This window comes from Paenibacillus oralis (assembly GCF_003863965.1).
Classification (GTDB): Bacteria; Bacillota; Bacilli; order Paenibacillales; family Paenibacillaceae; genus Fontibacillus; species Fontibacillus oralis.
Genome location: NZ_RRCN01000001.1, coordinates 1,362,693 through 1,376,994 on the forward strand (window position 1 = coordinate 1,362,693; position 14,302 = coordinate 1,376,994).

At 56.3% G+C, this 14,302-nt stretch carries 10 protein-coding genes; 7 read left to right on the forward strand and 3 right to left on the reverse strand.

What is annotated here, in order from left to right; translation table 11 throughout:
* Positions 1-117: 117 nt before the first annotated feature.
* From EHV15_RS06405 to EHV15_RS06425, 5 genes are all read left to right on the forward strand, one after another.
* A complete protein-coding gene (locus EHV15_RS06405; RefSeq protein ID WP_128630501.1) occupies positions 118-1,032 on the forward strand; it encodes a proline dehydrogenase family protein in 915 nt (304 codons plus the stop codon).
* 25 nt (positions 1,033-1,057) lie between these two features.
* Positions 1,058-2,635: an L-glutamate gamma-semialdehyde dehydrogenase gene (gene pruA / locus EHV15_RS06410; RefSeq protein ID WP_128630502.1), complete on the forward strand. Its 1,578-nt coding sequence runs from the start codon at positions 1,058-1,060 to the stop codon at positions 2,633-2,635.
* A gap of 396 nt (positions 2,636-3,031) precedes the next feature.
* Positions 3,032-4,294, forward strand: coding sequence for a Glu/Leu/Phe/Val family dehydrogenase (locus EHV15_RS06415; RefSeq protein ID WP_128630503.1), 1,263 nt, complete (start codon positions 3,032-3,034; stop codon positions 4,292-4,294).
* Between the two features lie 2 nt (positions 4,295-4,296).
* Positions 4,297-5,700, forward strand: coding sequence for an NAD-dependent malic enzyme (locus tag EHV15_RS06420; RefSeq protein ID WP_128630504.1), 1,404 nt, complete (start codon positions 4,297-4,299; stop codon positions 5,698-5,700).
* Between the two features lie 810 nt (positions 5,701-6,510).
* The gene (locus EHV15_RS06425) at positions 6,511-8,391 is read left to right on the forward strand and encodes an S-layer homology domain-containing protein (RefSeq protein ID WP_128630505.1); all 1,881 of its coding nucleotides are present in this window, start codon (positions 6,511-6,513) and stop codon (positions 8,389-8,391) included.
* A gap of 352 nt (positions 8,392-8,743) precedes the next feature.
* On the opposite strand, the gene EHV15_RS06430 is transcribed toward EHV15_RS06425, so the two are convergent.
* Positions 8,744-9,115, reverse strand: coding sequence for a winged helix-turn-helix transcriptional regulator (locus tag EHV15_RS06430; RefSeq protein WP_128630506.1), 372 nt, complete (start codon positions 9,113-9,115; stop codon positions 8,744-8,746).
* Between the two features lie 191 nt (positions 9,116-9,306).
* Between EHV15_RS06430 and EHV15_RS06435 the strand changes: the two genes are divergently transcribed.
* Together EHV15_RS06435 and EHV15_RS06440 are read left to right on the forward strand one after the other, a co-directional pair.
* Positions 9,307-10,536, forward strand: a complete 1,230-nt coding sequence (locus EHV15_RS06435; protein ID WP_128630507.1) for an MFS transporter — start codon at positions 9,307-9,309, stop codon at positions 10,534-10,536.
* Positions 10,536-11,378: an aldo/keto reductase gene (locus EHV15_RS06440; RefSeq protein WP_128630508.1), complete on the forward strand. Its 843-nt coding sequence runs from the start codon at positions 10,536-10,538 to the stop codon at positions 11,376-11,378. The genes EHV15_RS06435 and EHV15_RS06440 overlap by 1 nt, the downstream gene beginning before the upstream one ends.
* 349 nt (positions 11,379-11,727) lie before the next feature.
* Here EHV15_RS06440 and EHV15_RS06445 read toward each other — a convergent pair whose 3' ends face one another.
* Together EHV15_RS06445 and EHV15_RS06450 are read right to left on the reverse strand one after the other, a co-directional pair.
* Complete coding sequence (locus EHV15_RS06445; RefSeq protein ID WP_128630509.1) at positions 11,728-13,062, reverse strand: extracellular solute-binding protein; 1,335 nt, start codon at positions 13,060-13,062, stop codon at positions 11,728-11,730.
* A gap of 71 nt (positions 13,063-13,133) precedes the next feature.
* Complete coding sequence (locus EHV15_RS06450) at positions 13,134-14,294, reverse strand: efflux RND transporter periplasmic adaptor subunit (protein ID WP_128630510.1); 1,161 nt, start codon at positions 14,292-14,294, stop codon at positions 13,134-13,136.
* Between the last annotated feature and the right edge of the window lie 8 nt (positions 14,295-14,302).

Consider the following 14,302-nt stretch of genomic DNA (forward strand, 5'->3'; position numbering starts at 1 on the left):
TGAACACCTTCAAGGTTCAAACAATAAAATTCCGTCTATTTTTTAGACACATATTGTTCATTTATTTAAAATATTGTATATTCTGTGTACAACGATATATGGAAAAGGATGGATGCCATGGATGCGTTAATGAGAACGATGTTTTTGGCCCTGGCCCAAAACCGGTCCGTGAGCAAACTGGCCCGCAAGTACGGGCTGCGGTTCGGGGCAAGCCGGTTCGTCGCCGGGGAAACGCTTGAGCAGGCGATCGAAACCGTGCGCCGATTAAACGGCTCCGGACGGGAAGCGACGCTCGACCACCTGGGCGAATTCGTTTCGAACGAAGCGGAAGCCCGCCGGTCCACCGAGATGTGCCTGAGGACGCTCGACGCGATCGCAGCCTCGGGAGTCCGGGCGAATCTGTCGCTGAAGCTGACTTCGCTTGGCCTCGGCATCAGCGAGGAGCAGTGCATGCGCAACATGACGGCTATCCTGGAGCGCGCCCGTAGGTACGGTTTGTTCGTCCGCATTGACATGGAGGATTATGCGCAGTGCGAAAAAACGATCGCCATCTACAAACGGCTCCGCCAGGAGTTCGACCATGTCGGCATCGTCATCCAGGCTTATTTGTACCGCTCCGTACAGGATCTCGTAGACCTCGAAGAACAGAAGCCCAACCTGCGCCTCGTTAAAGGGGCTTACAAAGAACCGCCCGCAGTGGCTTATCCGAACAAGCCGGACGTCGACGAAAATTTCAAACGCCTCATTTCCACTCACCTCAAGAACGGCAACTATACCGCTATAGCAACACATGACCCGCAAATCATCGACTTCACCTTACAGCTCGTAAAACAATTGAATATTCCGCTTAACCAATTCGAGTTCCAGATGCTGTACGGCATTCGGGAGGAACTTCAGCTGCAGCTCACCCGCGAAGGCTACAAAGTGCGCATCTACGTCCCTTTCGGCCAAGATTGGTTCGGCTACTTCATGCGGCGTCTCGCTGAGCGCCCGGCCAATGTCTGGTTTGTTTTGAAGAACCTTTTTAAATAATCCCCTTGAAAAGGAGACTTCCCTTATGAGCAAAACGGCAAAACTGGATGTTTTCCGCAACGAGCCTTTCACCGATTTCAGCCAGGAGCCCGGCAAACGGGCCATAGAGGAGGCGATCGCCAAGGTCAAGTCCGAACTGGGGCGCGAATATCCGCTCCGCATCGGCGGTGAGCTTATTTTTACGGAAGATAAGATTCGTTCCTTCAACCCGGGGCAGACAAGCGAAACAATCGGATGGGTAAGCAAAGCCGACCGGGCGCTTGCCGAAAAAGCGATGCAGTCGGCGCTGAAGACGTTTGAATCGTGGAAAAAGACACCGGCGCAAACGCGCGCGGAAATTCTGCTGAAGGCCGCCGCCATCATGCAGGAGCGCAAGCACGAGTTCTCCGCTCTGATGGTTCTCGAGGCAGGCAAAAACTACGCCGAAGCCGATGCCGACACGGCGGAAGCGATCGATTTTCTGAATTTTTACGCGCGGGAAATGATCCGGCTGAGCAAAATCAACGAGACGATGCCGCTCACCCCGGTGGCCGGCGAAGAGAACCGGCTGACGTATATTCCGCTTGGCGTCGGCGTTATTATCCCGCCCTGGAACTTTCCGCTGGCGATCTGCGCCGGCATGACTTCGGCGGCCATCGTCGCCGGCAACACCGTCCTGCTGAAGCCCGCTTCCAACACGCCGGTGATCGCCGCCAAGTTCGCCGCTTTAATGGAGGAGGCTGGCCTGCCGGCCGGGGTGCTTAATTTTATTCCGGGCAGCGGCGCGGAGGTGGGCGACTATTTGACGGCGCATCCCCAAACCCGGTTTATCAGCTTCACCGGCTCGAAGGAGGTGGGCCTGCACATCAACAAGCTGGCGGCCGACACCGCCCCCGGGCAAATCTGGATCAAGCGGGTCGTGGCGGAAATGGGCGGCAAAGACGGGATCGTGGTGGACGAAACCGCCGACCTGGACGCGGCTGCCCAGGCGATCGTCACCTCGGCGTTCGGCTACCAGGGGCAAAAATGCTCCGCCGGGTCCCGGGCTTTTATTGTGGAGGCGGTGTATGACGAGGTCGTGGAAAAAGTGGTGGAGTTGACCCGGCGGCTGACGATCGGGCTGCCTGAGCACAATTTTCCCGTCGGCCCGGTGATCGATGAAAGCTCCTACCGGAAGGTGCTAGACTACATCGAGGTCGGCAAGCAGGAGGGCGAGCTGCTGACCGGGGGCCGCCAAGCCGAGGTGGCAGGCGCGCAAGGGTTTTATATCGAGCCGGCGGTTTTTGCCGGCGTGGACGGTAAGGCCCGGATCATGCAGGAGGAGATTTTCGGGCCGGTGCTGGCGATCGGCAAAGCGCAGGATTGGCGGGAAGCGGTCCGGCTGTTCAATGACACCGAGTTCGGTTTGACGGGAGCTTTTTTCTCACGGGATGAAGATCGGATCTACGAAGCGCTGGAAACGATGCACTGCGGCAATCTTTACGTGAACCGCAAGTGCACCGGGGCCCTGGTGGGAGGCCAGCCGTTCGGCGGCTTCAACATGTCGGGCACCGATTCGAAAGCGGGAGGGTACGATTATTTGCTGCTGTTCACGCAGGCCAAGCTGACCTCGCGAAAAAAATAACGCCGCTGCGAAGAATCCCGATATGAATACCGATACGGTTGCCGATACTAATGCCGATGTGAATATAGTTCAAGTGCGTGTTCAAAAAGGTCGGTTTTCAGCACCGAAGATTATGCTTCCGATGTGCGTTTTTTCAAAACGCTTTAGGTTGGATGAAGCCAGGGGCCGAGGAGCGGAGCTGAACGTTTTCGGAGAAAACGGCTTCGGAAGCATAGGCCTGTGAGGGTACGTGAGCACCTGAAATGTTTCCGAAGGAAACATGCTTCGGAAGCATAGGCTTAGGTCCGGCTGAATTCAAGATTCGATGCCGAGTTACTTCTTGAATTCTCTTCGTGATCAAAAGCGGACTTTTTGAACAACCTCTTCAAATATGGACATGAAAAGGGGATAGACGTCATGAAAGGGAAGCTCATTAACGCGGAAAGCGGGAACGTGCTTACCGGCACGCAGCAGTTGATCCGGACTGCCCTGCAGACGATGAACGAGCCCGCGGCGATGTACGAACTGCTGAAGGAACCGCTGCGCACGCTGACGGTGCGGGTTCCCGTAAAAATGGACGACGGCTCGGTCAAAGTGTTCACCGGATACCGCGCCCAGCATAACGATGCGGTCGGTCCGACCAAAGGGGGCGTGCGGTTTCATCCCGACGTCACGGAGGAGGAGGTTAAGGCCCTGTCGCTGTGGATGAGCATCAAATGCGGCATCGTGAACTTGCCTTACGGCGGCGGAAAAGGCGGGGTCATCTGCGACCCCCGCACCATGTCCCTGCGCGAGCTGGAGGGGCTCAGCCGGGGGTACGTCCGGGCGATCAGTCAGATCGTCGGTCCGACCAAGGATATTCCGGCGCCCGATGTTTACACCAACTCGCAGGTCATGGCCTGGATGCTCGACGAATACAGCCGCATCCGCGAGTTCGACTCGCCCAGCTTCATCACCGGCAAACCGGTCGTGCTGGGCGGCTCGCTGGGCCGGGAGTCGTCGACGGCGCTCGGCGTGACGATCGTGCTGCAAGAAGCGGTCAAAAAAGCCGGCATGACCGTCGCAGGCTCGCGCGTCATTATCCAAGGCTTCGGCAACGCCGGCGGTTACCTGGCCAAGTTCCTGCACGACGCCGGGGCGGTGATCGTCGGAATCGCCGACGCGCGCGGAGCTTTGTACAACCCGGACGGGCTCGATATCCTCGAACTGCTGGACCGGCGCGACTCGTTCGGAACCGTGTCCCACCTGTTTCCGGGTCGAATTACAAACCGGGAGCTGCTGGTGCAGGATTGCGATATCCTAATCCCGGCGGCGATCGAAAATCAAATCACGGAGGAGAACGCACCCGACATTAAGGCGAAGCTGCTGGTGGAGGCGGCCAACGGCCCGACGACGTATGCGGCGACGGAAATCCTGACGAAGCGCGGCGTCCTGATCGTGCCGGACGTGCTGGCCAGCGCCGGCGGCGTGGTCGTGTCCTATTTTGAATGGGTGCAAAACAATCAAGGTTATTATTGGACGCTCGAAGAAATCAACAAAAAGCTGGCCGACATCCTGACCGCCGCGTTCGAGACGGTGTACCGGGCCTCCAGGCTGCGGGGCATCAATATGCGGCTGGCCGCTTATATCGTTGGCCTGAAAAGAATGACCGAGGCCGTAAAATGGCGGGGGTGGATCTAACTATGGCAACTACGCTGATTATAATCCGGCTGGAGCTGGACCACGAGCACGCCAGCTTCGGCGATGTCGCCGCCGCGATCAGCCAGGCCGGCGGAGACATTACGTCGATCGACGTCATCTCTTCGGCCAAAGGATCGTCGATCCGCGACATCACCGTGGACACGGGCGACCGTGATGAGGCCGCCATCGTAGGCGCGCTGCGCAAGCTGCCCGGCGTCCGGCTGATCAACGTGTCCGACCGCACGTTCCTGATGCACCTCGGCGGCAAAATCTCCATTAAGCCGACGATGCCGATCCGCAACCGCGACGATTTGTCGCAGGTGTACACTCCCGGCGTCGCCAAAGTGTGCAAGGCGATCCACGAAAGCCCGGCTAAGGCGTTTTCGCTGACGATCAAACGCAACACCGTCGCCGTGATTACGGACGGCACCGCCGTACTTGGCCTTGGCGGCATCGGTCCGTACGCCGCCGCGCCGGTCATGGAAGGCAAAGCGATGCTGTTCAAGCAGTTGGCCGGGGTGGACGCTTTTCCATTATGCCTCGATACGAGCGACACGGAGGAAATCATCCGCACCATCAAAGCGGTCGCTCCGATCTTCGGCGGCATCAACCTCGAGGATATCAGCTCCCCGCGCTGCTTTGAAATCGAGCGGCGGCTGGCGGAGGAGCTGGATATCCCGGTGTTTCACGACGATCAGCACGGCACCGCGGTCGTCGTCATCGCCGGCCTGATCAACGCGCTGAAGGTGGTCGGCAAGCGAATGTCCGAGGTGCGGGTCGTGGTGAGCGGCGTCGGCGCGGCCGGCGTGTCCATCTGCAAAATGCTGCTCGCCGCGGGCGTCACCCGGCTTGTTCCGGTCGATAAAGCCGGGGCCATCGTGTTCGGCGGCAAATACGAGCACCCGATGTGGCAGTGGCTGGCGGAGCAGCCGCAGGTGGAGGCACGCGCCGGCTCGCTGAAGGACGTCCTGCCCGGGGCCGACGTTTTCATCGGCGTCTCGTCCGGCGGCCTGCTCACCGGCGCCGACATCCAGGCGATGAACGAACGGCCGATCGTGTTCGCGCTGGCCAACCCGGAGCCGGAGATCAGGCCGGAGGAAGCGCTGAAGCATGCGGCCGTGGTCGCCACGGGGCGGAGCGATTACCCGAACCAGATCAACAACGTGCTCGTCTTCCCCGGCTTGTTCCGCGGCGCGCTCGACTGCCGCGCCAGACGGATCAACGAGGCGATGAAGCTGGCCGCTGCGGAGGCGATCGCCTCGTCCGTCACGGATGAGGAGCGGAATGAGCAGTATATCATTCCAAGCATTTTCAACGACCAGGTTGTCCCCCTGGTTCGCAAGGCAATCGTGGTGGCGGCGATATCGACCGGAGTGGCCCGGCGCATTCCGCCGGATTTCCGGTAAGCGGGAGCGATTGGTGCAAAGGCAGCCGTCGTACGTAGTCCCAGCAAGGTGCCCCTGCCGGCTGCGGCCGCATTGGCGGGAGGGACGACGGACGATCCGGCTGCACGCATCTGCGGCATACCGCCAACGGATAATCCGGCTGACAATGCACCTGCGGCATACGGGAACGGACCTCAGCGACCGCTATTAGCCCAAAAAGCGAAGTTTGAAATTTTCTAAACAACTTGTAGCCCTGAGCATTCGAGATTTCCCGCCAAAGCTCAGGTTTTTGAGCCGATAATACGTCTGCCGGAAATCTAACGGTTGTAGCAGCGGCTATTTCCCGAAAAAAGACCTTTTCTAATTTCTAACGGTTGTGAGCGCCGCTATTTGCCTGAATCTAAGCAAAATGAGCCGGGTTTCAGCGAAATAAGCGCCACAGCAACCGTTAGAAATTGAAATCAACATTTTTGGAACCAATAGCGGTTGTGGCAACCGTTAGAATAACTTCCTGGTTAGAATAGCTTCGTCGATTTGATGCAATGCCAACGCCATGATGTCCATTACTTCCCCAAAACTCCCGATTTATGCTCGAATAACTTTTTCTCGGTCCGTTAGACGGCAAAGTGTCCGGTATGCAGGTGAAGCGGGTGAGATGGATGGCCAACACATGGCCAAGCTCTGTCCCAACAATCCATGGGAAGGGGAGGGCGTTTTTACATGCGTAAAATTTTGATTACATAATTTTTAAACTATTATATATTTACTGTAACTAGACTTTCAGACAACCAGAGGGGACATGGAAGATTACAAGTTAATGGGGGGACTTTTTTGAACAAAAAGCTTTATGTCAAGGTAATGACCACGGTGGCCCTGCTTGGTGCCTGCGCGCTGCCGGCTCATGCCACAACCGCTTTCACGGACATCGGCAATTTCTATGCCAAAGACGCGATTCTGGAGCTTGCGGAGTCCGGGATTCTGAACGGCAAGGGCAACGGGAAATTCGATCCGGCCGGACACATCGAACGCCAGGATTTTGCCATTATCCTCGCCAGAGCGCTGGGACTGGATTTGTCGGTTTCCCCGGCGGCGGCTACCTTCCAGGATGTGCCCCAGACCAATTATGCCTATAACGCTGTGGAAGCCGCGGTCAAAGCCGGTTTGATTCACGGCTACGGAAACGGTGTTTTCGGCAATGGCAACGATTTATCACGGCAGGATCTGGCGGTTATTCTGGTGCGGGCGCTTGGGGTTGATGCGGCCGGTAAAGCGGCGGACCTGAAATTCAGCGACGTGGCTTCTATTTCCGGTTACGCCAAGGATGCGGTCGCGGCAGCCGTTGAACTGGGCCTCATCTCCGGCTATCCCAATGGCACGTTTAAACCCGACGGTGGCGCGCAAAGGCAAGAGGTGGCTTCGCTCACCAGCAAATTCATCGAAACGCTGGACACTCTTAAAGGCGGGGATTCTTCTCCGGACATGAAGCCTTCCGAAGGTGATTCGGACGCATCCAAGCAGCCTGAAACAACTCCTGCTCCAATCGGGACGGACAGCGGCGGCGGAACTTTGATTGCCGGACACGGAAACAGCAGTAGCGGCGGCAGCGGTTCAAACCGGCCGGATACGACCGCACCCACGGTCACTGTTGTATCCGCTTCTCCGGTGAAGATCGGACAAGCCGTTGCCGTCAAATCCAGCGAAGCCGGTTACGTTTACCTTGTCCCGGCTGTCGGCAAGCCGCTGACTAAAGCGGATTTGGACGCGCTGGTCACCGCAGGCGCCGCCAGCCGAGCAGACGTTGCCACGGCCGGCAGCACGGCGGAAATCTCTACCCCCGGTCTCGCGGAAGGGGATTATAAGGTTTATGCGGTCGACGCCGCCGGCAATGTGTCGGCGCCTTCGGCGCCGGTGTCATTGATCGCCGCCCAAGAGCTGACGCTACATATTGCACCTGCGGAGGGAGCCGCGTTTTTCCTGAACAGCGGTCTTCTGCCGGAACAGGCTGCCGTTACGATCTCATCCGGGGATTCATCCGAATCCGAAGGAGCGGAATACTCCTACAACGAACGGAATATCAAGGAACTCTTGCAAGTCAAGCGCGGTGAAACGGTAGGAAGCTTCGAATACGATCTGGAAAAAGGCGCCTTCAACGTGATTGCTCCGTCCACAAATGCCGTGATAGCTACGGTCACGTTGAGCACATACTCCGATCTCGTTTCTATTATTCAAAGCAGCGACGGGATCATCATTATTCCCGCCGAAGAAGCGACGGAAAACACGGAAGCATCCCTGTTCTTTAATGTCTGGGAAAACGGCTTCGTACTCGGCAGCCAGGAACTTAAGATTACGTTTGACGAAACGCCGCCAACCGTAACCGGCAGCACTTACAACGAAGACGGAACGATTACCTTAACCTTTAGCGAGGATTTGTCGGTTACGCCGGACCTTGGCGGCATCACGCTCGATTATTCGGCCAGCGGCGATTTCACGAATGAGGATACGAAACACTTGAATTCCTCCGGAGATTACACCGTGACGATGCTCAGCCGCCATGAATTCAAAATCGAACTAAATCCAAGCACGGCCGCTTATCTGAAGCTCCACAGCCCAGGCAGATTCCGCATCGTCGCAATCGGCGGTTGGGATTTTGCCCGAAATCCCGTGAAGCTGTCAGAGCCTGTCTTTATCGATATCCCAGGTGAATTCCTCTAACGCGGAGCGGACAAACACAAATGGGGGACAATGCTGGTTGCCATGCTGCCGCTTGTCCCTCCTCCCAAATTTTCAGATGGGGAACAGGCATTTACTTTCCTATTCTACGGGCTCAACCTAGAAATCGGCGCTTTACAGCCGAGCCGAGCCAGCTACTGGGATGACAAAACGTCGGCTTAGTCTTCAAAATAGCGGCATAAATTTCCTTTATTTCTCTCAAATAGACCGATGCGCCGGAATAACGCCCTTTTTTGCCCTTATGTTTTTAGCTGTCGGGGTTTCTCCGGCAACCTGGGGTGGTTTACGGTTTTTTCTGATTGTTTTGTCAAGCGCGATTAAGTTTTGAGCTCTTCTACGATCTCAAATGTTCGTTCAGCACGTTCTCTTCCAACACCTCGTAACTCCCGTAAACTTTGTGAATATGCTGCTCGCCCCAGGCGCAAAGCGCGTCCAAAATGCCCCGCAAGCTTTGTCCGTATTCGCTCAGTTCATATTCCACACGAGGCGGAATTTCGTGATATACGATCCGCCGGATGATACCATCCGCCTCCAGTTCGCGCAATTGCTGGGTGAGCATTTTTTGCGTGATATCGGGCATCAGGCGCTTCAATTCACTGGTGCGCTTTCGCCCGTGGGTTAGGTGGCATAAAATGACGCATTTCCATTTTCCCCCGATGATCTCCAGCGTGGCCTCCACGGCGATGTTGTATTTTTTCTGTTTCATTTCCATCTCTCCTTATTGTCATAGGCACTTTAAAGTACCTATATTACCGCATGGTACCTATATTACTTCAAAGTGCGTACTTCTCATAGACAACGCTATATTCCATAATAACATTTGCCGCCCGGGTCCGCCGGATACCTTTTGGGCAGGCTTATCCTTTATGGCAAAATCATCTTTGGGGAGGGAAAGAAATGACTTTGAGTAAAAAACGGAGCACGCTGGCGCTGTTGGCTTTGGCGGTGAGCGCTTTTGCGATCGGGACGACCGAGTTCATCAGCGTCGGTTTGCTGCCGCTCATCGCGGACGATATGCACATATCCGTGACGACCGCCGGCTTGACCGTTTCTTTATATGCTTTGGGCGTCACCATCGGAGCGCCCGTCCTAACTTCCGTGACATCGAGAATGTCGCGCAAATCGCTGCTGCTGTGGATCATGATCGTGTTCATGATCGGCAATACGCTGGCCGCCACGGCTACCGGCATCGGCATGCTGCTTGCGGCCCGCGTGATCTCCGCGTTCTCGCACGGCGTATTCATGTCGATCGGCTCCACGATCGCCGCCGACCTGGTGCCGGAGGACCGCAGGGCCAGCGCCATCTCGATCATGTTTACCGGCCTGACCGTCGCCACGGTCACCGGGGTGCCGCTCGGCACCTTTATCGGCCAGCAGTTTGGTTGGCGCGCGGCCTTCTTCATGATCGTAGCCGTTGGCCTTCTGGCTTTTATCGCGAACAGTATTCTGGTGCCGTCCGATCTGCGGAAAGGAGCGCCCGCCAAGTTCCGCGACCAGTTTAAGCTGGTAACCAACGGCCGGCTGCTGCTGTTGTTTTTGATTACCGCGCTAGGCTATGGAGGCACTTTTGTCGTCTTTACCTACTTGTCGCCGATTCTCCAGGAGATTACCGGTTTCCGGGAAGGAACCGTCGCCGTCATTTTGCTCGTATACGGCATTGCGATAGCGATCGGCAACATGATCGGCGGGAAACTTTCTAATCGCCAACCGATCAAAGCCTTGTTTTATATGTTCATCATCCAGGCGGTCGTGCTGCTGGCCCTGATGTTTACGGCGCCATATAAGGCGGCCGGTCTGATTACGATCGTGCTCATGGGCCTGCTCGCCTTTATGAACGTGCCCGGGCTGCAGGTTTATGTGGTCATGCTGGCCGAACGGTTCGTCCCATCGGCGGTGGATGTCGCTTCCGCGATCAACATCGCCGCCTTTAACGCGGGCATCGCAATTGGATCTTACCTGGGAGGTGTCATCACCGACTCTATCGGCTTGATTCATACCTCCTGGATCGGAGCGCTTATGGTGGCGGCCGCCGTTGTCCTGACGGGCTGGAGCCTCGCCCTGGAAAGAAAGGATCAACGCGAATCGCACGCACAACAACAACAATTACATTGGGAGGTTCAATCATAATGATTTCAAGTCTGCAAGATAAAACAACGCTGCGTAACGGAATAAACATGCCCTGGCTCGGGCTCGGCGTATTTAAAGTGGCGGAAGGCCCTGAATTGGTAAATGCGGTCAAATTCGCCATCGCCCGCGGGTATCGCAGCATCGATACCGCCGCCATCTACGAAAATGAAGCAGGGGTCGGCCAAGGCATCCGCGAAGGTTTGAAGGAAGCCGGAATCCCCCGGGAGGAATTGTTCGTCACCTCGAAAGTATGGAACGCCGATCTCGGTTATGAAACAACCCTAGCCGCTTATGAGACAAGCCTGAAAAAGCTGGGGCTGGAATATCTCGACTTATACTTGATTCACTGGCCGGTGGCCGGTAAATTCAACGAAGCCTGGAGAGCGCTGGAGACGCTGTACAAAGCGGGAAAAGTGAAGGCGATCGGCGTCAGCAACTTCCAGGTTCATCACCTGGAGGACTTGATGCAGGACGCGGAGATCAAGCCGATGGTCAACCAAGTCGAATACCATCCGCGACTGACGCAAACGGAAGTGCAGGCTTTCTGCCGGGAGCACGGCATTCAAATGGAGGCCTGGTCGCCGCTGATGCAGGGCCAGTTGCTGGATCACCCGGCGCTGCGGGAAATCGCCGGGAAATACGGCAAATCGGTAGCTCAGGTGATCATCCGCTGGGATTTGCAAAACGGTGTGGTCACGATTCCGAAATCGACCACGGAACACCGGATCGCCGAAAACGCGGCCGTCTTCGACTTCGAGCTGAGCCCGGAGGATATGGAGCGGATCGGCGCTTTGAACAAAAATCTTCGCGTCGGACCGGATCCGGACAACTTTGATTTTTAGATCAGCGAATTTATTGCATCAGGGATCTGGGGCTGGCCGAGGCGATGATACAATCGCCTCCGGTCGACCCCCGTTTTTACGACCTTCTTTCCTCCCATTGGAGAAATCCAATAGATTGGCGGATATCGAACGCCATTTTGCACTCCCATAGCACTAGCGTTGCATTAAAGCAACCGTTAGAATATTGGTGTGGCTAGAAAATGTATCTTGTCAGATTTAATGCAACGCTAGTGCTCTCATTGTGGGTTCTCCGGCAGCCTGGTGGTTTGCGGGCTTTTCTATTGTTTTGTCAAACGCCCTTTTCGGTTTTGAGTCTTCTGCGATCTCAAATGTTCGTGGAGGCGCCGGCTTATTCGTTCAAAAAGGTCGTCGCGCGGTTTTGAATCAATTTTGCCGCTTCCTCCGCGGATTTTTGCCCGCTAAAGAACGCCAGCGATTCCTCGCCCACGATGGCGATCACCTTCCCGTCGAGCTGCGAATATTGGTCCACCTTATCCAATAGCTGCTGGAACCGGGTGAATTCCTCATCCTCCGCCTTCACGGCTTTTCCGTCAGGCAGTTTGTAGGTGCCTTCCCCGATTTGCTGCTTGATCTCGTCCAGCTTTTGCCCGTTCACCGATTTGAGCAGCGAAAATCCGCTGCGCTCTCGTATAGATTGCGCCTCTTCGGACAGGAGGAAGCTCACCAGCTTCCAGGCTTCTTCCTGGACGGGCGTCTTCGCACGGATGCCAAGCTGGGTAAGGGGAATGATCCGCATCGCGCCGGATTGCTCCGCGCTGTGGGGCTTTTGCAACAGCTGCGGGTGGTCGAAGAACGTATGCGTAACGTTGATTACATCGGCCGGTTCGAACAAGATGGCGGAATAGAACAGCTGCTTGCCAAGTTCTGCCGGGTCCCCGGTCATGATGCCGTCATCGTACATCTTTTTCACTTGCTGCAGCAGCGCCACGAATTCTGGCGAATCGAACTTCGCTTTTTTCGCCGCCGAATCCACGTACGTCCCGTAGCTGTCGACCACCATTTCCTGCGTCAGCATCTCCGGCGGGTAATCCGCCATTGCATAAATCCCTTCCTTGCCCTGCGTCAACGTCTTCGCTACATTGGCAAAATCCTGCCAGGTCCAGGTTTCCTCCTGGATGCCGGCGTCTTTCAACACCTCGCCGTCGCCGATAAACGCCCTCAGGCTAAAGCCGGCCGGAACAGCGTACAGGCCGCCGCTTTCCTTCATCGCCTCCAGCACATTCATTTGCACATCGTCCGTTTTCACGGTCTTATCCTGGCTCAATAGTGAATCCATGTTCAAAAGCAGGCCCTTTCCGACATAATCGCCCACCGGCAAGTTATCGAGCTCGAACACGTCAGCTCCTTGCCCCGAGAGCAACTCCGTATTGATCGACTTCTGGTACTCCTCCAAATCGCCGGGCTTACTCTCTTCTCCGGCTTGCTTGTAAGCCTGGACGTTCAAATCGATGTCCGGGTATTTCGCTTCAAACTTACGCTCCAACGCTTCATAAAAGGGAGTCATTTCCTGAACCGATAAGGTCAGCCGGGTTTTGCCCCCTTCCTCAGCAGGCTGCTCTTTCTTCCCGCTCGTCTCCGGCCCTCCACCGCCGGCTCCGCAAGCGGTCATCGCCACCGAAAGTATTAAAGCTCCAATTAGTGTCATTGCCAACCGTTTTTTCATGAATATACCTCCTTGTTCTCCTCACATCTTTATTTAAAGTCCGTGTTCAAAAACTCAGGTTTTCAACAAATTTATTGCAACCGAATCTGGTTGCCGTCCTGCAACGGCTCGCTGCTTTCCAGGATAATCAGGTCTCCTTCATACAGGAGATCCGCCGGAATCATCGTTTCCCCTTCGCTCACGGCGCTCGTTTCGATCGGCACCTTGCGGGCCACAAACACATTGCCCAAAGCGCCCAGCTGTTCCTCCACCTTGAAAATAAACCGCTTTTCTCCGTCGCGATGAACCGCTTCGCTCGGAAGCACCCAGCCTTTGTCGGAGGAAGCCTGCTCCAGCTTGACCGAAGCCTGCTCACCCCCTTTCAGGCCGGGATCGGCCACATGGATGCGCAGCAGCTTTTGCGGCACCGCCTCCAACGTTCCGGCACCGTTCTCCGGCGAACCGTAGCTCCGCGACCCCGCATCGGCCATTACTTCGATCGTGCCCTCCAGCCTGTACGCCGGCTGATCGGCGGCCTGGGCAACCTCAACCTCGATGTTCTGCCCGGCCCTGGTCCCGAGACGGCCGATCAGCGGCCCGTCGACGGCAATCTCCAGCAGGTATCCCGCGCTGCCGCTCGATACCACCACATCCGGCAGTCCCGCCGAGGCCAAGCCCTCCACCGCATTCACTTCCTTAATCACCCCGTCAAACGGGGCCAAGAGTTCCCGCACACGGTTTAACTGCTCCCGCAGCCCCGCGATTTTCCGCTCCTGCACCGAGAGATCGAGCTTTCGCGTTTCCAACTCGCGTCCAGTCGTACGAAGGTCGGATTCGTCTCCGCTAACCGTCGCCTGAATAAATTGATCCTGAACGTTTTGCAGCGCGATTCGTTGCTTCTTTAGCTCTGCGAGCTCATCCTCAAGCTCACGCTCGGCGGCGGCGCTGTCGTAAAGCACAAGCTTCTGTCCTTTCTTAACCGCTTCGCCTTTCTTCACGAGCACTTCCCGGACCTTCCAGCCCGCCGGATTCGCCAGCTCCGCCTGCTTTGCCGGCTGCAAGATCCCGCTGCCCTCCAGCTTGTATGTAAGCCCCCCGGCCACCGCCTGCACCGTCCGGACCTTCGGTAAGGTCACCGATTGGAGCGTGTTGCTGAAAAACGTGAAAAACAGCAGTCCCCCCATCAGCAACATAAAGACGGTAAAAATCAGTTTTTTCCGTTTACGATCAGCCTGCTCTTTCGTTAACTCCATCGTTTTGC

Bases quoted from the DNA above. Each gene is read 5' to 3' on its own strand.
- EHV15_RS06430 (WP_128630506.1), bottom strand. From the start codon at position 9,115: ATGAAACAGAAAAAATACAACATCGCCGTGGAGGCCACGCTGGAGATC.
- EHV15_RS06440 (WP_128630508.1), top strand. From the start codon at position 10,536: ATGATTTCAAGTCTGCAAGATAAAACAACGCTGCGTAACGGAATAAAC.
- EHV15_RS06420 (WP_128630504.1), top strand. From the start codon at position 4,297: ATGGCAACTACGCTGATTATAATCCGGCTGGAGCTGGACCACGAGCAC.
- EHV15_RS06405 (WP_128630501.1), top strand. From the start codon at position 118: ATGGATGCGTTAATGAGAACGATGTTTTTGGCCCTGGCCCAAAACCGG.
- EHV15_RS06445 (WP_128630509.1), bottom strand. From the start codon at position 13,062: ATGAAAAAACGGTTGGCAATGACACTAATTGGAGCTTTAATACTTTCG.
- EHV15_RS06450 (WP_128630510.1), bottom strand. From the start codon at position 14,294: ATGGAGTTAACGAAAGAGCAGGCTGATCGTAAACGGAAAAAACTGATT.
- pruA (WP_128630502.1), top strand. From the start codon at position 1,058: ATGAGCAAAACGGCAAAACTGGATGTTTTCCGCAACGAGCCTTTCACC.
- EHV15_RS06415 (WP_128630503.1), top strand. From the start codon at position 3,032: ATGAAAGGGAAGCTCATTAACGCGGAAAGCGGGAACGTGCTTACCGGC.
- EHV15_RS06435 (WP_128630507.1), top strand. From the start codon at position 9,307: ATGACTTTGAGTAAAAAACGGAGCACGCTGGCGCTGTTGGCTTTGGCG.